This is a genomic window from Psittacicella hinzii, from assembly GCF_003585935.1.
Taxonomy (GTDB): domain Bacteria; phylum Pseudomonadota; class Gammaproteobacteria; order Enterobacterales; family Psittacicellaceae; genus Psittacicella; species Psittacicella hinzii.
The window spans coordinates 1-24720 of record NZ_NRJG01000001.1 but is presented as its reverse complement, the minus strand read 5'-3'; the positions used below and the strand labels follow the sequence as shown (position 1 = coordinate 24720).

Below are 24720 nucleotides of genomic sequence, written 5' to 3'. Positions count from 1 at the left end.
TGGGAAGTTTTAGTTCTTATTTTTGTGGCAAGAAAATAACGAGCTAAACTCAACTTAAAATGAAGTATTTTTTACCACTTAATAATTACATCCTACTTCATCCAATCCTTAGATCCTAGCAGGCTTCTAAGTAATAAACCTTGCTGGCGCCAGGTAGAGCTAGACTTAGCTCTGAGCTTGATAGCTTTGGCCGTCAAGCTAGTTAAACGAAATAATAACCTTGGTTATTATTTACGCAAAGCCGCAGCTTTGCGTAAATAATACACAGAAAAATAAGACAAACTGTTATACAACTTAAGGTTGTATTAGTTCAATTCTTACGAAGACTGTCTTAGCAACAATACTTAGTTGGTTGTTGCAGCAATTATTCCTAGAGTTGCGATAAATCGACTTAGCAGTTGTTTGTTAGCAATGCTAATTGGAGAGTTTGCCTTATGAGTAATTCTTATCTCTTTGTCTCGGTTGTTATTTTTGCTATAGGTTTGACCTACATTTGTTTTCTAGATACCCAGCATTGAAATAGGTGTTGCATGTTCTGCGATAAGAGGTCGTAGTCGTGCGACAAAGAACCTTCTTAATAACTGTAACTTAGTTGCTTAGTCCTTCTGTAAGTAGCTAAGAAGCATAAACGAATGCGTTTATGCTCTAAGATAAGTCTCTTAAAAATCCTTTTAAGTTTTTTCTTAGCGCAGTGTTATTACTTAGAGATGTAAGTCCACAGTCTACCCACCCTAATTGTTTTTCGAAAGTCTAAGATAGTGTGTAAGCAGAGAAGCTAACTCAACTTCCTTACAACTTATGAATAAGATTTATAAATTAAAATTCAATCGGCAAAGTTGTCAGTTAGACGCAGTATCAGAAATAGCAACTAACGCTGCTAATGGTTCGGCATCTAGCTCAACTAAGACTGCCCTAGAACATGGAAGTTCTACCGTATACCGTCTAGGTAAGCTAATCAGCAGTCTGGCTCTAGTTTCCTTAGGAACTACCACTCTGGCTTATGCAGATGGTCGTACGGAGATGAACGTAGTCCATGGTAGTGCCAATGTTGTTACTAATGGGTTAGTGACGAGTATTACAACTACCCCTAATACGGTAATTAACTGGAAAGATTTTAACGTTGCGCCAAACGAAATCTTAAAATTCGTGCAACAAAACTCTAACTCAGCCGTGCTAAACCGCGTGCTGGGCGGACGCACGTCTGAAATTCTTGGTCAATTATCATCAAATGGTCGCGTATTCATCGTAAACCCAGCTGGGATTATTTTTGGGAAAAACGCGGTAGTTGATGCTGCAGGTTTAGTGGCTTCAACTTTAGATATTAGCGATGACGACTTTGTTTCTGGTAAATACGTATTTAACCAAGAAAAAGACAGTGCCATTGCGCAAATCTTAAACCAAGGTTTAATTAAAATTAATGATGACGGTACTCTAGCTTTAGTGGGTGGACAAGTAGTAAATACAGGTTCATTAACTGCTAAAAACGGTACAGTTTATCTTGCAGCTGGTAAAAGCATTACCATTGCTGACCTTTCAAACCCTCTAATTAGCTATACAGTTACGGCTGGTAATAAAGCTGTAAACTTAGGACAAATCGTTGCTAAAAATGTTGCTTTAATTGGTAATAAAGTTGCGCATGGACAAACAAGCGCGACTGAGTTTGCTGAAATTTTGAGCAACTATAGTGGTTCGGCTGACCAAGCGTCAATTACGGCTACTGGTGACGTAGTGCTTTATGGTGTTGATACAGAAGTAGCTTTAACAGGTTTTACTGCTAATAACACAGCTTCGACTGGAGTAGAAGGCGGTATTACTGTAGTAAATGGTACAGTTGCAACAAGTAATACGACAGGTAAAGCTGGTACAGTAACGGTATTAGGTGACCAAGTACTTGTAGAAAATGCAACACAGATTTGTGCGACTGGTCAAACCGGCGGTACCATTTATGTGGGTGGTGATTTTACAAGACAGGATACATTTAAACAAGCCAATCGTACGATTGTCGCCGATGGCGTGCAAATGAATGTTAGTGCGGTGGGTGATGCAGGTTGTATTTCGGTTTATGGTAACCGTGCAGAGTTAACCAATACAACTTTTATAGCTGATTCACAAACTGGTAAAGGTGGTTTTGTTGAAGTATCAGCGCAAAAATTCATCATCGATAGTTTAAATGCCTATACTAATTCTGAGTTAGGTGAAGATTTTTACGGTAGTTTACTCTTAGACCCTGATTTATTAATCATAACTAACGATACAAATAAATATAACGAGTTAGTAACTAAATACGCTAGTGATAGTAGCATTTCGGTTATTCAAAATCCGAGTGGTTCTATTAACATTAATGTATCGGCTAATATTGGTATCTATATTGTAAATTACACCAATCCAAAGGAAGTTAATTATAACTTTACCGTTGGAGGAACTTCTACTACTAGAAATTTTGCTGATGGTACTAAAGACATTACAGGTGAAGCCGTTCATTTCTATATGGAAAATAGTAGTATTAATGGCAAAACTGTAAGGTTTTTAAATAATTTGAAGGCTAGTGGTAGCAACAAGAGCTATGTAAAAATTCTTAATTCAGAACTTACATCAAGCAACTTATTCTTTAGTTTAATTTCTTCATTTGAGGTAAACCATTCAAATATAACTGATACAAATAGTTCTATTTTTACAGGTCCAACATCAGCCACAAATTATAGATTAGCATTAAGTAACTATACACAAACCCCTGTAGTAGGTGGGGATTTAATTATCGTTAACGGTTCATATTGGAAAGATACTAGTGGTTACAATATAAGTCAAACTGTAACTAGTAGAGGATTAGCATTTAATATGACCATTGAAGACTCGACATTTGAAACGGCTAAAGATTTCAATTATGCGAGTATTTACGGTTTATCGTATTTAAATTTTAATAATGCTACCTTAAAAGCAGTTAACGTTCATTTAAAAGATAATTACAATAGATCAGTTACAGTTAATAACACTTTTAATAGTACTGGTAAAGGTTTAACTATTGAGGCAACTGGTAATGTTTCTATTGAGACGCAATATGCGGATCTTAAATTACCAAACCTAACTATTAATGCAGCAGGTAATGTCTCAATTACTGCAAGTAACTTTACAAATTTAGTTATTGATAATTTAACGATCGATACTACAGGTGCTGCTACTGGCTCTGGTTTTGTTAATATTGCGACTTCTGCTAAAAATTCAATTAGAGCCTGTTCAACAAATACTCCGGTACAATACATTCAGGATCGTCAAACCGCTAATACAGTTGCTTTCAATCTCTCTAATATTAAGGTTAGTGCTAAGTCGAATGTAACCTTCAGCCCGCGTGCTTATGATAGCTATACATTGTCATATTCCGATGTAGCTAGTCAAAACGTTACAATTGGTGTTGGCTTAAACAATGTTAGTTTAAATAATGTATCGGTAACAGGGACAAATGTTATTGTTGATCAATATATAAGTGTGCCTGATTCTGCTTACGCTAACGGCAGTAAAGTTACTCCTTATTTTACGAATTTAACGCCAAGATCAAGTTCGACCTTTGAGAACCTATCATTTACAGCAAGCGAGAAAGTAAACTTCTACACTGAAGTAGCAACCGTAAATGGTGCGAACTTTACTGCGCAAGATGTAAATCTTTATACAGGCGGCTGGATTGCGAAACAACAAGTTTACGGTTCGAATTTTAGTAATGTAACCGCTAATGCTAGTGGCAATGTAAACGTTATTACTCAAAGCTTCCTTGGAACGTTAAACTTAAGTGATTCTGCATTAAACGCAGCTGGTGATGCTAATTTAACGGGTATGTTCCCGACAATTGAAAACACGACTGTTAATGCGTCTGGATCTTTAGTGTTTAACGTAACACCGGATATGTCAACCTCACAAGGCACAGACACTGAAGCTTTAAGTACTATCTATGCTAATCATGGTAAGACAAACGGTCAAGCAGGTGTTTTCGGTTATGTTTATGGTACGTCATACAATCCGTTTACAGAATCTGCAAGTGTCTTAAATAATAGAACTGTTGCCGCTAAGTTAGTAACTAATATTAACAATTCAAGCTTTACTGCTTCAGGTGGTACTGCAAGTTTTAATTCTACTTTAAGTAGTTTTAATTTACTAAATACCAATGTAAGTGCTTCAGGTGACATTAAGTTTAATGTAAGTACTGCTTTCTCGGAAAGTGGAATTTTAAACTTTACTGGTACAAATGGTCAATACCACGTATGTTCAACTGGTGGTAGTGTAAGTTTTGTTCAAGAAGATGTAGATACTTATGTAAACTACTTTGATGGTTCAAGCCCTCTAGGTAGTAGCAACGAACACAGCTTTATTAGTGATAACTACAGCTTAGTTGCTGCAGCTGGTCAAGGTGTAGATATCAAAGCTAATACTTCGATTTACATCAACCACGCTGATTTAAGTGGCTTCTCGGTTGATACTACAAATCTAACAATTGACCACACTACGGTAACCGAGACTGCAGCTAGTCCGTCATTCAATTACACTAATGTTACTGAATATAACATTTTAAACAGTAGTGTAAATACGGATACTTTTGCACCAAAAGATAGTGTAGTTAACTTAACTATTTCTAATACTACAGTAACTACCACTAACTCATTAGATTTAAATCTACAAAACCTAAACGTTACTAATGGTAGTAAAGTTAATACTACTGGAGCAAATACTTACATCAATTTAAATGCGACGAATAATCTTGCAGTTAATGCAAGTTTAGAAACCGACACTACAGTTAAACTTAAAGCTGAGAATGTGACGATTGTTGATTCAACAATTACTTCACGTCAAAAAGCTTCAAGTAACGGTGATTTCGAAGCAATCGGTGATGCAAAAGTATACACCTCAAATACGGTTTACAATGTTCACGATTTAAACTTTGCTTCAGTTAATGGTTCAGTTACCGTTGATAACGTATCATTAAGTGATACCAATAACAACTACGCGAAATTCCTTGCTAAAGATTTAGTTACTTTAAATAGTACAACTATTGATGGCCTTGGTTTTGAAACCAATACCTCTCTGTTCATGTGTGGTACGAACATTAAATATCAAGGTAACTACAATCCAACAGGCATTTCGAATTTAACCTTAATTAATACAGCTATTACAGCTGACAGTATTAACTTTACTCAAGCTAATGCTGACACTGTAGGAGCTCTAGTTTCAGGTACAACCTTAAACGCAACAGCGGGTAATGTTGAACTAAACTTTAGTTTAGTGTCAACCGAGAAAAACCAAGTTGACTATTCAATTCGCAATAACAATAGCGAACTGAAAAACACCTTTATTGCCAGTCAAGACGTTATCGTAAACGGTAGTTCTTCAGTGCAATTAAATAATACTGACGTTTGTGCAACTTCAGGTAACTTTAGTGTTACTTCGCAAAACGGTAGTATTATGCTAGGCGATGGTGGAGTGATTAATGCTACTAATGTAAGTATCTTTAGTGGTATGTCAAACAAAAGCAACGTACGTAAATTAACCGACGATGCGATTGTTATTGGTTCAAACGAAACCATTAAAACCACCAACCTTAACATTACTACGAACTCAACGAGCTTTGGCATTAAGTTAGACAATACTACAGCAGAATTTACGAGCTTAATTCTGCACCAAAGTGGCTCTTCAGTTGTTGACGGTGCATCTAATCTAGATACTCTGGGAATCGTCATTACTAATGTCAGTCATTTAGTACAAACAGCAGGTTCGGCTTCGCTTTCTCTAACGACGCCAATCTTAAAAGTACAAGATGGTTCATCAATTAGTGCTCCTGGTAATCTTACTTTAACGGCTTACTCATTAGATGTAACTAATCAATCTTCGATTTCGGCAGCGAACGTAGACGTATTACTAGCCAATACGACTGCTTCAAAAATCACAATCGAAGACGGCAGTAAAATTAATGCGACTGGCTACAGTACAGAAAATCCAAGTGCTGGTGTAGTTAACTTAAAAGCTTACGATCTCTATGTTGCTAATGGTTCAACAATTGAAGGTAATGCTTTAACTTACAAAAACCACGGTTCGATTGGTGGTGCGTCATTAGAAGTTGATAATGGTACGATTAGCGTTAACCAATCACTCGACTTAAATTTAGCTGGTTTTGCAACTATTACTAATAAGTCGCAAATTAGCTCGCAACAAGGTAATTTAAATATTACTACCCCTTACCGTGTTACAGTTTTAGATTCAACATTAAACGGTACAACAGGTATCAACTTAAAAGCTGATATCAATATGACCTTTAATGCTGCGCATCTAAACTCAAGCGCTGGTGATGTTAATATTAGTGTCGCTGGGGGTCTAGACTCTGGTGGTAGTGATGCTTATCAAACTACAACCTTTAGCAATGGTACAACCATTGAAGGGCAAAATATTAGTATTTTAGCCACAGGTTCAAGTAGTGTTGATAAAAACATTGCTGTTGACGGTAGTGAAAAACAAGTAGAATTTAATGCTCGTGGAAACGTATCGTTAAATGCAACTAAAGGTAATGTTAGTTTATATAATGCGAGCATTATTGGTGCTGGTTCTGTACACGTAAAATCTACTTATGACACTGACAAATATACGCTAGCTGACGGTTACAATGTAAGCGTTAACCGTACAAGCATTACAGCTGGTAATGAGCTTAACATTACTGGTTTAAATGCAAGTATTACTAACTCAAGTGCCTTAACTGTACAAAAAGGTTCATTTAACCTATACTCTCGTTTAGCGCTGAACTTTAGTAACTCTACTTTAAGCGTAACTGATGGTCCGGCGCATGTACATGTTATTGAAGGACAAAAAACCGTATTTGATAATTTAACTATTAAGGCCAATAATTCGGACTTCAACTTTAACACTACGCGCTTTAATGCAAATAACGAAGAGAACAAAACTACAGCTAATGCTGATGCAGAATTAATTCTGGATAATATTACCTTTACAGGTACAAATGGTTCGGATGTTAAATTCCGCGCAGAGCAGTACAAACAAGTTAACTTCAATAACTCTAATGTAACTACAGATGGTGCTGCAGAATTTAGTATCAACGGTACAAACTTTAGAGGAAATAACCTAACCTTAAATGCGGCAAGTATTGACGTGTACGGGGCACAAGGGAATGAAGAAAACTCACAGTTTATTCTGCATAACTCGACCTTAATCAGTAATAAGCAAAACATTAATGTTTCGAATATTGCTAACTTTAGCTTATATGGAGCGCAATCTGTATTTAAAGCAGCAGCTCAAGGTAACATTAATGTAACTAATGGTGTTATCCTAACCGAAGCTAATGTTGCTGGTGGCGAGTTAAACTTTAACGCTGGTTACTTAAATGCCGCTTGTGCAACAATCGAAGGTATCGATAACGGTAATGTATCGATTAGCCTAACCGGCAATGGTGTTACTGAAGATGCGCAAACTAATACACTAAACCTAGCTGGTACGAATGTAATTGGTAACGATTTTACTGTTGATTACGTAGTAACTGAAAATGTAAGCGATAACTTAAGTAATGCTAATGTTACAGTTACAGGCTCAATTGCAATAGGTGCAACTAACACTAACCTAGCAAAAGAAGGTTACTTAAATGCGAACAACACGGTTTTAAATGCAGGTTCGTTTATTGATTTAACTGTAGGTAATAGTGCGTTTGTTAACTCTACAATTAGTGGTGCTTCAGTAACTATTAACGGTACAGGTACAGCTAGTAACGAAAACAACCAGTACTTCTACAAAATTGCGCTTGAGAATAGTTCAATTTGTTCAACATCTGGGGATATTAACCTTTACAGTAACGCTTCAGCTGAGTTTAACAACACTACAATTGGCGTAACGATCAAAAATTCAAACTTAAGCGCAAGCAATAAAGTAGTTTCTAATTTAACTACTGCAAGTACGTCAACTATTTCAAATACGACAGTTAAAGCTGAGCACGAAATTAACCTAACAGGTGGTAGTTCATTAGTTATCGATAAAGGTAGTAAACTTATTACTAATCTAACTAATGATGCTGATGATAGTAAAGTTTTCCTTTATGGTTATCAAACTACAGTTTTGGATTCTTACGTTCAAGCGAAAGAAATTTGTGTAACAGCTAACGCAATTTTAAGTATTTGTTCGACTGATTTAATTGCAGGTACAGAAGAAGACCGTTATGGTACGATTTACCTTGAATCTCCGACAAGTATCGCTACTGGTGGTGATGGTAAAAACTTAAATGCTTCGCAAATTACAATTAAGTCTAATAACTTAAACTTAAAATCACTTGAAGTAAATTCAAGTAATAAACCGTTAATCCTAGAATTAAACGAATCAGCGAACTTAGAGTCTGTAACTCTTCACACTAAAGGTGATATTAAAATTGGGGCGAACAAAATTTCAGTATCTAACTCAACCTTAGTTGCTGAAAATGGTTCTCTCTTACTAGGTGGTACTTATAACGCTTATGCTGGTTATGGTGAAGAACCTACTACAAGTACATCGGTAACAAGTATTGAAATTTCTTGCTCGTCTTTAGGAGCGCAAGGTGAGGTAAATATTACCAGTTCACCGTATGGTTTCATTAACTTAACAAATGGTACGGTGCTTAAGGCTGAGAATTCAGGGCTAAATATTACTGGTGGGGCATTAAACATTAGTAATAACTCAAATGTAAGTTCGTGTTACACCATTGGTCTTGAAGTTACAAACTTCAGTATGGCTAATTCGAACTTAATAGCTCATCAAAGTATTCACGTAAACTCGACTTCAGCCGAACCTGGTACGGTATATAACTCAAGCATCTATTCTGAAACAGCAGAAGCTACTTTCACTGGTGGTAGTTATAACTTTAACCAAGCGAAAGTTAATGCGACTTACATTACAGTAAACTCAACTGTTGATGGTGCTTCGATTGATATTAAAGCCTCAGAGTTCTTATCACGTAGTGGGCAAAACTCTCTAAATGCAAATCAAGACATCACTATTAATAGCTCAAGCTTTAATACAGATCTTGAGGGTGGTGCAGCCTTTACTTCAACTGCAGGTGGCTCACAAATCATCACGAATACCACAATTAATGCTACTGAGGCTACATTAACAGCTAATACTGGTAACTTTGCGGTAGATGAAGTAACCATTAATGTTACCAAAGGTGATGTAAATATCACCACTGGAGGCGAGTTTAATATTAAGAACGCTGAAACTTGCATTAGTGCAACCAATGGTAACATTAATTTAACTGCTGGTATTATTACTAGTGATTCTATGGGAGAGGATAAGTTAACGTTAACTGCTGGCGGCAATTCAGATGCTACAGGTAACATTAACCTCACCTTAACCAAAGACGAAGAATCTTTCTTTAGTAACCTTTCATTAAATGCTACTAATAAAGCAACAATCGACGCTGAAGGTAAGTTAAGTGCTAATGGTAAATTAGAAGTTAATGGTACTAAAGGAGCGGCGGTATCTGCGAAAGGTATAAGTAGTCAAGATGAAGTTAACATTGTTGCAAGCAAAGGTAATGCGACTTTAAGTTTAGGTGAAGATGAAGCTTCATTCACTAACCTAAATGTAACCGGTCAAAATGTATCTTTAGCCTTAAATGCAACAGATGGTACTTCATTTAACGGTCAAACAACCTTAAACGCTACTAGAGGTTCGGTTGAAGTAATTGCTGCTAATGCTGGTTTTACTACAAGTGATAGCTTTATCGTAAATGCAACTAAAGATGTAAACATTACAGCTATTGGTACAGAAGATAATCCTGATCAGTCATGTGTATCCATCGCAGGTTTACAAGTTACGGCGCAAGAAGGTAATGTAACTATTGCTGCTTTAAACGGTAAGCTTGATTTCGCTTCAGGCGATGCTGTAGTAACAGCAGGCAATAATGTAACTTTAACTGGAGCTAACCCTAACGATGGTGAAGATGGCTTTACTACAGCTAACGCTGATAGCTTAACAGTTCAAGGTAAAAACGTTACTTTAGGTAGTACTAAAGGTGGCGCAACATTTAAAGATGTGAATGCAACCGCTACTGCAGGTGCAGTAAATGCTAGTGCGGCTGGTGCAGCTCAACTACAAGGCGATAACAAATTCATCTCTACCTCTACTACGTGGGAACAAGGTAGTTCGTATGGTGCGAGCTTAGTTGCAGCATGTATTAGTTCAGATGGTAGTGGTAGCTTAAATGTGTCTGCTGGAATTGGTAGTGCAACTGTTACTGCAACTGAAGGTGATATTGAATTATCAGGCACTGATCTAGCTGTAAGAACTACAGAAATGGGCGGTAATGCTACAGTTAAGGCAGCTGGTTCAATTACTTTAGAACAAGCTGAAGTTGTAGCTGAATATGCTAATGCCCAAATCGTAGCTTGCGGTACTTTAAGCGCAAATGGTGAGGTTAAAGTAGCGACTAACTCAGGCGGTAACGCTAATGTTACAGCTGGTAACTTTGATTTATCTAACAAACTAGAAGTTATTGCTAATCTGGCGGTAGTATGCGCAACTAACGAAAGTGAATCATCTACTTTTGCTGAGTTAAATGTAATAGGTCGCAGCGGCCATGCATTATTTAACTCTGCAGGTGATGTAACCTTTAGTGGTGATACAACTATCGAGTCGACTAATAACGGTAACGCTATTGTTAAAGTTGCGAAAAATCTAACTGCAGAGCAAAGTCTGACAGTAAGTGGTAATATCACTGCCGTAACAGCACAATCTGCAAACTTAAATAACGTAGATGTTAAATCAACTGTAGGTGATGCAACAATCAATACTACTGGCGGTGATTTAATATTAACGGGTACTGCATCTCTAAATGCAACGAAGACAGCTACTTTAAGTGCAGCGGGAGATCTTGATACGACTGCGATTGATAGCATGAGTGTACGAGGTAATGATTCGCTAGTACATGCAGATAATAATGTTAACGTTGGTAACTTAACCGTTATAGGTCGTAACGGCAATGCAACCTTAAGTGCTGATAATGACATTTTTGTAGACTCTGATAAAACTCTAGAAGTTAGTGCTACCGCAAATGCCTCTATGAGTGCTAACAACATTAATGCTGACAGCGCGCAAAAAGTAAGCATGCAAGGTGCAAATGTAGCAATAAATGCTACAGAAGCTTACCTTAACAACACTACCTTAAATGCGACAAGTGGTGACGTAAACGTAAGCGTAGAAAATTCTTTAATCTTTGGCGGTGACGACGATACTACTAACCTCCTTGCACAAGAAGGTAATGTAAGCGTTAAAGCTGGAAGCATTGAATTTGGTACTGCAGACACCAATATCACAGCTAAAGGTGTTACTTTAGACGCGACTGCAGATAGTGGCTTAACCTTAACTAACGTAAAAGTTAACGCTACAGCTTATGACGCAATTGTTCGCTCACAAGGTGATGTAAACTTAGAGAATACCGAGATTGCAGCGCAAGGTAATACTACAGTTAGTGCAGGTGATGGTAATACAATTACCGTATTTACTTCAAACTTAACCGCTGGTCGTGAGTTAAATCTTTCTGCACCAGATGGTAGAGTAGAAGTTGCAAGCACTAATCTAACAAGTAAAACCGGTCTGAACATTACTGCAGGTACGATTAGTATTTACGACAACAGTAATTTAAGTTCAGAAACTACTGTCGGCTTAGTTGCAACTACTGATGAGTTAAGAATTGAGAATGCAGTAGTTAACGCAACGCAATCAGTACACTTAGATGCAACTGGTGAAAGCACTAGTGTTCAGGTTGAAAATGCACAATTAAATGCAGATCAAACTTCAGGTGAAGTTACAATCTCAGCTCTTAATGGTACAACAACCATTTCAGGCTCAGATACAGCAGTAACTGCAGCTAACGTTAAAACCTTTAACACTTACGGTAATGTTGAAGTAAACGATGGTGCAACCTTAAATGCAACTAAAGGTAATGCCGAAATCGTTACTTACGGTAACGTTACTCTTGATAATGCGCAAATTAACGCAACTGAGAACGTAACTCTAAGTACAGGTAATTTAACGGCTAGTGGTCCAACTACCTTAACTGGGGAAAACGTTCAAGCTTGGGGTATGGGGTTAAGCTTACAAGATATAACTGTAAGTGCGTCAAATCGTGCAAACTTAAGCGCACATACAGCTTTAAATGTTGAAAGTTCAACTTTAACTTCAGGTACTGATGACTTAAGCCTATGCGCAAGTCAAGGTTCAATTAACGTATCTAGCTCGACATTGAATTCAACAAGTGCTAATGTAACCTTTAATAACAGCCAAGCTGGTACAAATGGTGACATTAGTGTTAAAGAATCAACTATCGAAGCGAAAAACAAAGCTGTTAACTTTAACGTAGGTAATGATTTAACTTTAGATGACACAACAGTTGTTGCTAAAGATGACTTAAACGTTAGCGCGAATAACGTTAACATTGAAAATGACTCAAGCTTAACTTCAACTGCAGGTAGCATTGATATCACAGCTAACGAAGCAGTAAGCGTAAGTGGTTCAACCGTAGACGCACAAGGCGGTAACGCTAATACGACTGCCAAAAACATTACTTACAACGATTCAACTATTACTGCGGCGCAAAACGTAGACATTACTTCAACCGAAGGTGATATTAACTTCACTGCTACACCAATAACTAGTGGTGGTAATGTAACTATCGATTCAGCGGCTAACATTAAAGGTGAGCTAGCTGATAATGGTAAAGGTAGTGAAATCACAGCGGCGAATAACGTTGAAGTAAAAGCAAAACAAGATGTAGAATTACCAAGCGCAACCATTACAGCTACTAGCGGTAATGCAAGCGTAACTGGTCAAAACATCGATTTACAAAGTTCAAGCTTAATCGCTTGTCAAACCGTTACTTTAAATGCAACTGATGGCAATATTGCTGCTTCGAACGGTAAATACGTATCGAACTCGGCTAATGTTGTAATCAAAGCAACAGGTAACTTTACTGCCGAAGATGCACAAATTTACGCTAATGCGGCTGCTGTAGAATTTGCAGTTGAGGAAAACGTAAGTCTAAGCAATACCGCAGTACAAGCTAACGATACTTTAACTGTAGCGGCGAAAAACATTACAACCCAAAGCGGTTCAACGCTAAGTTCGACGAATGGTAGCGTAGCATTAAATGCCAAAGAAACCGTTGACGCTTCAGAGACAACTATCGACGCTAAAGGTGGTGATGCAACTACTACAGCCAAAGAAGTAAGCTACAAAAACTCAAGCATTAATGCGACAGGTAATGTAGATATTACTTCGAGCGAAGGTGACATTACCTTTACGGCAACGCCTGTTAATAGTGGTGCAAACGTAACTATTAACTCGGCTGCGAATATTAAAGGTGAAGTAACTGAAGATGGCGGTAGCTTAATCACTGCACAAAACAATGTTGAAGTAACAGCTAAAGCTAATGTAAGCTTACCAAGTGCGACAATCAAAGCCAAAACTGGTCATGCAAACATTAGCGGTCAAGAAGTTAACTTAACAGCTTCAGGCGTAACAGCCGAAAAAGCGGTAACCATTGACGCAAGTAATGGTAATATAACGGCTTCTGGCGGTACTTACGAATCGAAATCTGAGAACGTAACCTTAAATGCTACAGGTGACTTCACAGCTGCCGATGCGAAGATTTACGCTAACCAAGCTGCAGTAAACTTTAACATTGACAACAATATCAGTCTAAACAACACCGAAGTACAATCAAAAGAAGCGCTTAATGTTCAAGCGAAAAACATTGAAACTACTAACGGTACAAGTTTAACTTCGACTGATAACGGCGTAAGTATAACTACTTCAGGTAAAGACGGTTTTATTGCTCTAAGCAATACTACTGTTAAAGCCCAAAATGGTGACATTAATGCCACTGCAGGTAGCTTAAGTCTTGAATACTCAAACTTAAATGCAAGCGCAGAAACAGGTAAAGGTAATGTAAGCCTAACTTCACAAGCAGGTGACATTACATTAACGGCAACGCCAATTGCAAGTAGCAATAATGTAACTATTAGCTCGGCTAAAGACATTACGGGTGTTGTAACTGAAGGTGCTGGTAGCTTAATTACAGCAAATAACAGTGTAGACATTGCAGCCCAAGGTAACGTAAACTTACCAAGTGCACAAGTAACAGCACAACAAGGTCACGCGAACATTACCGGTCAAAACGTTGACCTCACTAGTTCGAGCGTGATTGCACAACAAGAAGTTGAGATTAACGCAACTACAGGTAATATCTCAGCTTCATTAGGTACTTACCAATCAAATACTTCATCTGTAAACTTCAATGCGACTCAAGGTAACTTAACCGTAACAAGCGGTAAGATCTACGCTAAAAAAGACGCAGTGAACTTTAACATTGGTGAGAACATTACCTTAAATAACACCGAGGTTGTAGCAAACAAAGCTTTAGCAATCTCAGCGAAAAACATTGACGTAAGCAATGTTTCGAGCTTAACCTCAACTGATGGTTCGGTAGCCTTAACTGCTGAACAAAACATTAGTACTAGTCAAACAACCATTAACGCAACCGGTGACGTAAGCTATCAAGCTGTGCAAAACGTTAATACGAGTCAAACTACGATTAACACTACGAGTGGTAACATTACCGTTAAAGGTCAAGAAGTGACTATTAACTCAACCACAGGTGATGCGCAAAACGTAGACATCTGTGCTACTACTGGTAATACAACCTTAAAAGGTGGCACAAGCTTCACTGCTAATGAAAACGTAACCGTACGTGCTGGTGCAGATAAGACAATCATTCTTGACAATGCGAGTCTAGTTGCTAAAGACAACGCTTCAGTTGTGGCAACGAATATTGAATCAGCGAACGTAAGTGCGGTAATTGCGAATACTTCTGTAGTACGTGCAGAGAACAACGCTACTTTAGGAGCGTTAAACATTACTTCTCTTGCAGCCGACACTGAAGTTTATGCTGGTAACAAACTAGTATTAAAAGATGGTTCAACCGTAATCGGTAACAACCTAACCATTAAAGGGGTAAACGGCGTTGAAATTAGCAATGGTACATACACCCGTTCTGTGGATCAAGACACCTTAATCCAATCGGTAAACGGTGATGTAATCATTGAGAATTCTTCAGGTTATGCGGTAACGCTTAACATTACAGGTAATAACACTGTAAGCATGAAGAACGCTGAATGGCATGGTAACGATACTAACTATGCATATGTAACTTCAACCAACGGCAGCGTTACTTTAGATAACACAAGCCTCACGCTTTACTTACCAGTAAACGTAACTGCCAAAACTGAAGTTAATATTAGTAATGGTACAAACGTTACGGCTCAAGGTGTTAATGTTGTTGGTACGGATGTAACTGTTGATGGTTCAACCATTAACAGTAAAGACAAACCAACTAACGTTAGCGGTACTAATGTTACAGTGAACAACACGAGCGTAACTTCAACCGATATCATTAACGTAAGCGCAAAAGAAAACGTAAGCGTTACTGGTACAACTCTAGACGGTAATGAAGTTAAAGTTGATGGTGGTAACAATACTGAAGTTACGAACTCAACCGTTGGTGGTGATGACACAACTAATGTAACTATTAGCGGTAACAACACAGAGGTTGATAACTCGAAAGTAACTGGTACTAATACTTCGGTAACTGGTAAAGAGAATGTAAACGTTACTAATGGTTCTGCTCTAACAGGTACTAACGTAACTGTAAGCAGTGAGAACAATACAAACGTTCACGGTTCTAAAGTTGGTGGTGACGATGCATCTAACGTAAACATTACTGGTAACAATACTGAGGTTAATAGTTCAACCGTAACTGGTACAAATACTTCAGTAACTGGTAAAGAGAACGTTAACGTTACTAATGGCTCTACTGTAACTGGTTCAAATGTAACTGTAAGCAGTGAGAACAATACTAATGTTCACGGCTCTAAAGTTGGTGGCGACGATGCTTCTAACGTAAACATTACTGGTAACAACACCGAAGTTAATAGTTCAACCGTAACTGGTACGAACACTTCAGTAACTGGTAAAGAGAACGTTAACGTAACTAACGGTTCAACTGTAACTGGTACAAATGTTACTGTAAGTAGTAATAACAACACTAATGTAGATGGTTCTACCGTTGGTGGTGATAATACTGAGAAAGTAACTGTAACTGGTAACAATACCAATGTTGAGAACTCAACAGTTAAATCAAACGATAACACTAATATTAGTGGTAACACGACCGTAGTTAACTACTCAACAGTGAATGGTTCGAACATTGATGTAAGTGGTAATAACTCTGTTAATATCACGAACTCAACAACGAATTCATCTGTGGGTACGAACGTTACTTCAAGCAATGGTACTGTAAACTTAACGAATGTTTCCGGTTACGCACCAAGCTTAAACGTAACAGGTAACACTGGCGTTACTATGACTGGTACTGATTACCATGGTGACAACTCAAGTTGGGCGAACGTAACTACTACAGGTAACGATGCTCCGATTACCTTAGAAAATACGAGTCTAACTAAGTACAAACCAATTAACGTAAATGGTACTGGTAACGTTACTCTAACTAATACTACTCTAAGTGGTGAAGGCGTTAAAGTTAACGGTACAAACGTAACTGTTGATAAATCTACAGTTGATGGTAATGATGGTGACACTGAAATTACTTCAACTAACAACACGAATGTTACTAACGGCTCTAAAGTTACAGGTAACAACACTACAGTAAGTGGTAACAACACGAACGTAGATAACTCAACTGTAACTGGTAACGAAACAACTAATGTAACTGGTAAAGAGAACGTAAACGTTACTAATGGTTCAACTGTTGATGGTAAGCAAATCACGGTAACAAGTAGCAACAACACTAACGTAGATGGCTCTACAGTTGGTGGCGATGATACTGATAAAGTTACAATTACTGGTAACAATACCGATGTTGAAAACTCTACAGTTAAATCTAACGGTAACACGAATATTAGTGGTAACACTACGGTGGTTAACTACTCAACAGTGAATGGTTCGAACATTGATGTAAGTAGTAATAACTCTGTTAATATCACGAACTCAACAACCAACTCATCTGTGGGTACGAATGTTACTTCAAGCAATGGTACAGTAAACTTAACTAATGTTTCAGGTTACGCGCCAAGCTTAAATGTAACAGGTAACACTGGTGTTACTATTACTGGTACTGATTACCATGGTGACAACTCAAGTTGGGCGAACGTAACTACTACAGGTAGCGATGCTCCGATTACCTTAGAAAATACGAGTCTAACTAAGTACAAACCAATTAACGTAAATGGTACTGGTAACGTTACTCTAACCAATGGCACTACATTAAGTGGTGAGGGTGTTAAAGTTAACGGTACAAACGTAACTGTTGATAACTCTACAGTTGATGGTAATGATGGTAACACTGAAATTACTTCAACTAACAACACGAATGTTACTAACGGCTCTGAAGTTACTGGTAACAATACGACCGTAAGCGGTAACAACACTAATGTTGATGGTGCGAAAGTATCTTCGAACCAAACAACCAACATTAGCGGTAATAACACTAATGTGAACAACTCTACAGTAAACGGTTCAAACGTAGAATTAAGCGGTAACGATAAAGTTAACGTAACTAACTCTACAACGAATTCTTCTGTAGGTACAAACGTTACTTCAAGCAACGGTACAGTTAACCTAACTAATGTTTCAGGTTACGCACCAAGCTTAAATGTAACAGGTAACACAGGTGTAACTATTACCAATACTACTTACAACGGTGATGACTCTGGTTGGGCAAATGTAACAACTACAGGTGACGATTCTCCGATTACCTTAGATAACACAAGCTTAACTAAGTACAAACCAATTAACGTAAATGGTACTGGTAACGTAACTCTAACCAACGGCACTACATTAAGTGGTGAGGGTGTTAAAGTTAACGGTACGAACGTAACGGTTGATAACTCAACAGTTGACGGTAATGATGGTGATACTGAAATTACTTCGAGCAATAATACGAACGTTACTAATGGTTCAGAAGTAACTGGTAACAACACGACCGTAAGTGGTAACAACACTAATGTTGATGGTGCGAAAGTATCTTCGAACCAAACAACCAACATTAGCGGTAATAACACTAATGTGAACAACTCTACAGTAAACGGTTCAAACGTAGAATTAAGCGGTAACGATAAAGTTAACGTAACTAACTCTACAACCAACTCTTCTGTAGGTACGAATGTTACTTCAAGCAATGGTACAGTTAATCTAACTAACGTAGGTGGCTTTGCACCAAGTTTAAATGTAACAGGTAACACAGGTGTAACTATTACCAATACTACTTACACTGGTGACGACTCTGGTTGGGCAAACGTGACTTCTACAGGTGAAGGTTCTCCTATTACCTTAGATAACACTACCCTAACTAAGTACAAACCAATCCGTGTAACAGGTACTGGTAACACAACCTTAACGAATGGAACAAACTTAACAAGTAATCAAACTACCGTAACTGGTGACAACATTACTGTTAATAGCTCAGTAGTAACTTCAACTGATAGTCCTCTAAACTTAACTGCGAAACACAATGTAGTAACTGATAATGGTACAGAATTAACAGGTACAGAAATTGTGATTACCGGTGGTGATAACGTGAACATGAGCTTCACCAAAACTACTACAACTGGTGGTGACGAGGCTACAACTAACATTACTGCGAATAATGGTACAGTTAACCTAACTAACGTTACAGGTTTCTCTCCTTACCTCAACATTGACGGTAACAAGGGAGTTAACACTACTAATACCCATTACCATGGTAATGACGGCGGCTGGGCGAATGTAACAACTCGCGATCCAGATGCACCAATTAACTTAAATAACACTAATTTAAGTCAATACAAACCAATTAACGTTAAGACTGACGATAATATTACGCTTTCAAACGGCACAAATCTAACCAGTAACTCAACTCATGTAGACGGTAGAAACATTACAGTTGATAACTCAACGATTGTATCTACTGATGACAACACTACTTTAACTGGTGATTATGTAACGACAGCCAACGGTTCAGTAATTAAAGGTCACAACATCTCTATTACAGCGAATAAAGTTGTTAATATGAGTAACACTACGACCGAAACTATTGGTGGACAAGACGCTGAAACGAACATCACTTCACCTACAGGTAAAGTAGAGTTAACTAACGTGAGCGGTTACAGCCCATGGTTAAATATCTCTGCACGTGATGGCGTGAACCTAACCAACACTAAATATCACGGTAACGATCGTGGTTGGTCTAATGTGACTACTAGTGGTTCGGATGCACCTATTAACTTAGATAACACTAACCTAACTCTTTACAAACCAATTAACGTAAATGGTACAGGTACAGTTACTCTATCTAATGGTACAAACTTAACTAGTAACGAAACCGTAGTTACAGGTTCGAATGTAAATATTGATAACTCAACAGTAGTATCTACTGATAAGCCAACCAATATTACAGCTACCCATAACGTAACTACAAACAACGGTTCACACATTAGTGGTACAAAAGTTCATATTACTGGTGGTGATAATGTAGACATGAAGAAAACTACAACTCACTCGGATGGTAGTACGAACATTACTGCAGGTAACGGTACGGTGAATCTAACCGAAGTTGACGGTTACGCACCAAGTCTAAACATTACAGGTAACACTGGTGTTACAACAACTAACACTACTTATACTGGTGATGATTCTGACTGGGCTAACGTAACTACAACTATTACCTTCGAAGGTGAATATCCATTTACGAAATACCTCTGCAGTACTGATCCGTTCGGCAATGTAGAGTTTGATCCTAGATATGAAAACTGGGTACACGGCTATACTCGTGAATCAGAAATGAAAGAGTACACAGCTAAAGATCACCCATTAACACCAGGTTCAGATATTGTTGTAGATCAAGAACAAGGGGAAATCGTAACCGCAGGTAACGGTCGTATCAACATTGGTTCAAACATTGCAACATGTAGTCTGTCTTACGTTGACATCCTTACAACTTATAAAGTAAGTGATGCTGACCGTGCGAACATGACTTGGGAACAAATTGCAGATAAATACAAATTCACAGCTAAGGATCGCGAAGCCTTCCGTCAAGCTTGTGAAATCCTCCCGGATTATCTGAAAAATTTAGTTTCGAAAAAGTCTAAGTAGTACAGACAAGCTCATGTAACCAGCAATGCAAGCAGCAAATGCGTGTTACATATAACCTGTACAGTTAGATGTACAGTTACAAGTTAGAAGTTAGTTACATATGTAATTAAGTTGCAAGCATATAGCAAAGGTAACTTTGCTATATGCCCTCTATTCGAAATAAAGACGACTGATAGGCGTAAGTCTATCAGTCCCTTTTTTTGTCCAAATTTTGGGCTACTGCACTACCACTGCAATAAGCTAAAGTAATACTGATAATGATTGCAGTAAGAGCCAAAGCAAAACTGTAAATGAATGAAGTAAGAGTTAAAGCAAAACTGTAAACGAATGTAGAAAAAACTAAAGCGATTCTGTAAACGAATGCAGTAAGAGACAAAGTAAAACTGTAAACGAATGCAGTAATAACTAAAGTAAAACTGTAAATGAATGCGGTAATAACTAAAGTAAAACTGTAAATGAATGCGGTAAGAGCTAAAGCGAAACTGTAAACTAATGCGGTAAGAGCTCAAGCAAAACTTGAAATGAATGCAGTGAGAGCCAAAGTAAAACTGTAAATTAATGCAGTAAGAGATAAAGTAAAACTGTAAATTAATGCAGTAAGAGATAAATTAAAACTGTAAACGAATGTAGTAACAGCTAAAGCAATACTGGAAATGAATGCAGTAAGGTCTAAAGCGGAACTGTAAATGAATATAGTAAGAGTCAAAGCAAAACTGTAAACGAATGCATTAAGAGTCAATAGAATCTTCAAGGAGCAGTAAGAGTAAAAGTTGTCTGAAAAGAATGCTATTGTCCTCTTATTTCTTAGGGTTCTTGATTTGTGATCTTGAGGGATCTAGTGTTAAGAGCTGTGGTGAGAAATGGTTTTGGAGTAAGAGGTGGAGTTGTAGTAATGGAAGGTTTTGAAGTAATGGAAAGTTTTTAGAGTAATGAAGAGCTTATGTTTGTATCATTTTTGGGGTACGGTTCAATTGCTAACAACTTCGAGCCACAAGCATAATTTAAAAACATAGTTTGAAAACATAATCTGTAAATAATGGATTAGAATTTTAGGCTGCTAACCTTTACCAAGAGTACGCGAAAAGAGAACTCTGTGCTCCTTTCCTATGACGAGCGTGCTATAATATGCAGCGCTAAGATTAACCTCATATACATGTGATAGGAAATGCATGTTAAAGTTAAGTTACAAAAAGCTTTTTAAAAAGCTCATTGATCTAGAGATGAAAAACTCTGAATTAATGGCAAAAGCTAAAATTAGTAAAAGTACGTTTTACAAACTTAAGCACGGAGAAAACGTTACAACCGATGTTTTAGTGCGTATTTGTGCAGTATTACAATGTGATATTGCCGAGATTGTAGAATGTGTTGACCTTTAATTAGAGTGCGAACATGCAAATAATAAGTTTATTTTCTGGAGCAGGTGGTTTAGATTTAGGATTTGCGCAAGCAGGTTTTACCATTGTTGCTGCTAATGAGTATGATAAAACCATTTGGGCAACCGACCAAGCCAATCATGCTACTCCTTTAATTAAAGGTGATATTCGTAAGATAAGTTCAGAACAGTTTCCAGCTTGTGATGGCATTATTGGTGAACCTCCATGTCAATCATGGAGTGAGGGAGGAGCTTTACGTGGTATCGATGATCCACGTGGGCAATTGTTCTATGAGTACATCCGTGTGCTTAAAGATAAACAACCCAAATTCTTCCTAGCTGAAAACGTAAAAGGAATGATGGCAAAACGCCATAACACTGCCGTACAACAAATCCTCGAGCAATTCGATCAAGCTGGTTATCAGGTAAGTATCCATGTGGTGAATGCTAGTGACTACAGCGTACCGCAAGATAGATTACGCGTGTTTTACATTGGTTTTAGAAAAGATCTTGGGATCAAGAATTTTGAGTTACCTGTGCCACACGAACGTCAACTAACCTTACGTGATGCCATTGCCGATCTACAAAGTACAGCTATTCCAGCACTACCGCAGAATAAAACTCAAGGAGAGCAATGTAAAGTACCTAATCATGAGTACTTTACTGGTGGCTTTTCTCCGATGTTTATGAGTCGTAATCGAGTGCGTCAGTGGCACGAACCAGCTTTTACCGTACAAGCATCTGGACGTCAATGCCAATTACATCCCCAAGCCCCTCCAATGGTTAAAGTGGAAACGGACAAGTTTATTTTTGCTCCAGGAAGCGAAGACTTATATCGTCGTCTAATTGTACGTGAATGTGCTCGGATTCAAGGATTTCCAGATACGTTCATCTTTAAGTATCAGAACTTAAATGACGGCTATAAGATGATTGGTAATGCTGTTCCTGTACCTTTAGCTTATGTAATGGCGCAAGCGATTAAGCAAGCTTTAGCATAGTTAGAAAGTTTTTAGAATAATTAATGAGTTTTAGCATAGCTAAATAGGCTTTAGCATGCTAAACAAGTTTTATAGTTGTAAGTATGAATAAAAGAACTTACAACACAAAGATAACTGTACAAAAACGAAAAGTAGTTAGTGGTAAGTTCTTTACTACTAACTTGTAAATAAGATTGAAATAAGTAGTCGTAAACTACTTAATAATAGGTAAGTTTATGCAAACAACAGCAGCGCATCTAGCGCATATTAATATTCTGGCAATTGAATCATCATGTGATGAAACAGGAGTTGCTATTTACAATGGTGCTCGTGGTTTAATTGCTAATCAATTATTCTCGCAAGTAGATCTGCATGCTCTTTATGGAGGGGTAGTCCCTGAGTTAGCTTCACGAGACCATATTAAACGTGTACAACCCTTAGTTGATGATGCTTTAGCACAAGCGGGTATTACTTTAGAGCAAGTAACAGCTATTGCTTATACAGCCGGACCTGGGTTAATAGGGGCACTCCTTGTAGGTGCAACCTACGCTAAAACTTTAGCGCGTGGTTTAAATATTCCAGCTCTTGAGATTAACCACTTAGAGGGGCACTTACTAGCTCCTTTCTTGGAAGAGGAAAAACCAAGTTTTCCACTTCTTGGAGTACTAATTAGTGGTGGACATAGTCAGTTTGTCTATGCCAAAGACTATCACGATTATGTAGTATTAGGACAATCGGTCGATGATGCAGTTGGTGAAGCTTTTGATAAAACCGCTAAGCTTTTAGGTTTACCATATCCAGGTGGTCGTCTGTTATCTGAACTAGCTGAAAGTGGCAATCCTGATTTTACTTTTGCTGCACCAATGATTAATCGTCCAGGAGTTGATTTAAGTTTTAGTGGCTTAAAAACCGCAGCTCTTAATAAAATCCAAGAAATTGCAGCTCAACGTACCAACGGTGAATTAACAACTCAAGATAAAGCCGATGTTGCTAAAGCTTTTGAGAATACAGTTGTGCGTACGTTTTTAATTAAAATTAAACGTTGTGTTGATTTAATTAAACAAGATTATGGTGTGAATGTGAAAAACATTCTAATGGTAGGCGGTGTATCTGCAAATAAAACTTTACGTGCTGAGTTAGGACAAGAGTTCAATCAACGTGGAGTACGTTTATACTACGCACGTCCAAGTTTTTGTGTAGATAATGGAGCTATGATTGCTATGGCAGGGTTTGCGAAATATATGCAATTATTTGGTGAGAGTAAGGAACTACCTACTTATAGCCAAGCCTTACCGTATATGTCACAAAAAATACGTAGTCGTTGGTCGCTAGCTGATTTAAAAGCTCCTACGACTAATGAAGTGAAATAAATTGTTAGAAAAATGACTAGCTAAAACTAAGCATTAGTATTTCTGCCAAGAGTCATAGATAAAGATAAATACTCACCTCTCAGTAATTGTTATTGAGAGGTGAGTATTTTTTTGTTTGTTATAGGGATTCTCGAAAATATCAATTTGGTAGTCGGAAAAATAATTTGTATTTTTCGTAAACTAAGGCATAGTTTCGAGTTTACCTTCAGGGTTTAATAGCCAGTATTTGTAGTACTCAAACTGTTTTCTACGGAGTTCAACTTCTTGTTCTACAGTTTCTTTTAGTTCGAGGATAGTATCAAGAATATGAGCAATGCGTTTTTGCTCCTCTAAGGAGATTTTAGGAACAGGAATGCTCAATAATGAGCCCTCATTTAAACAAGTTCTACTATTAGGATTATTTATGTAAGGTGTAAAATCTAAACTTCTCAAATAGTGAAATAAGAACTGAAGATTGTAAGTTTCTTTAACCTTTAGAATATGCACATTAGATGTTGCCCAAAATCTACCTGCATATTTACGTATAGAGTAAGGAGATAAACTAGGAGCACCAATACGTGCTATTAGTAAATACTCACCTTCATGAGTGTAACTATCGATATAGTCAACTATACCATTAGCTCCTTGGTACGGGATATTTCCAGATATTCTTTTATTTGCTGGTAAATCTTTTTTACCTTTGCTGCAAGAAATACTTACATTACCTAACACATCTTTATCAAGATTTTCTAAAGGAGACATTAGTTCATATAAAGCATTCCAATATTGTGTATTGCGAAGTTTAGCTTCTCTAGAT

The 24720-nt window shown here is 37.6% G+C and carries 5 protein-coding genes; 4 read left to right on the top strand and 1 reads right to left on the bottom strand.

Annotated features, from left to right (window positions below):
- The first annotated feature begins 798 nt into the window (after nt 1-798).
- The 4 genes from CKF58_RS00025 to tsaD all read left to right on the top strand — a co-directional run bounded on the left by CKF58_RS00025 (nt 799) and on the right by tsaD (nt 23924).
- Nucleotides 799-20205, top strand: a complete 19407-nt coding sequence (locus CKF58_RS00025; protein ID WP_119529948.1) for an ESPR-type extended signal peptide-containing protein — start codon at nt 799-801, stop codon at nt 20203-20205.
- A 1169-nt stretch (nt 20206-21374) separates the two neighbouring features.
- Nucleotides 21375-21581, top strand: coding sequence for a helix-turn-helix domain-containing protein (locus CKF58_RS00020; RefSeq protein ID WP_119529947.1), 207 nt, complete (start codon nt 21375-21377; stop codon nt 21579-21581).
- A 13-nt stretch (nt 21582-21594) separates the two neighbouring features.
- The gene (locus tag CKF58_RS00015) at nt 21595-22575 is read left to right on the top strand and encodes a DNA cytosine methyltransferase (protein WP_119529946.1); all 981 of its coding nucleotides are present in this window, start codon (nt 21595-21597) and stop codon (nt 22573-22575) included.
- A 245-nt stretch (nt 22576-22820) separates the two neighbouring features.
- The gene (gene tsaD, locus CKF58_RS00010) at nt 22821-23924 is read left to right on the top strand and encodes a tRNA (adenosine(37)-N6)-threonylcarbamoyltransferase complex transferase subunit TsaD (RefSeq protein ID WP_119529955.1); all 1104 of its coding nucleotides are present in this window, start codon (nt 22821-22823) and stop codon (nt 23922-23924) included.
- Nucleotides 23925-24104: 180 nt separating this feature from the next.
- Here tsaD and CKF58_RS00005 read toward each other — a convergent pair.
- Nucleotides 24105-24720, bottom strand: a 616-nt coding sequence (locus CKF58_RS00005) for a restriction endonuclease subunit S (protein WP_222987615.1), incomplete at its 5' end; no start/stop codon positions are given.

Excerpts from the sequence above, each read along its gene's own strand:
- CKF58_RS00025 (WP_119529948.1), top strand. The coding sequence starts at position 799 with ATGAATAAGATTTATAAATTAAAATTCAATCGGCAAAGTTGTCAGTTA.
- CKF58_RS00020 (WP_119529947.1), top strand. The coding sequence starts at position 21,375 with ATGTTAAAGTTAAGTTACAAAAAGCTTTTTAAAAAGCTCATTGATCTA.
- CKF58_RS00015 (WP_119529946.1), top strand. The coding sequence starts at position 21,595 with ATGCAAATAATAAGTTTATTTTCTGGAGCAGGTGGTTTAGATTTAGGA.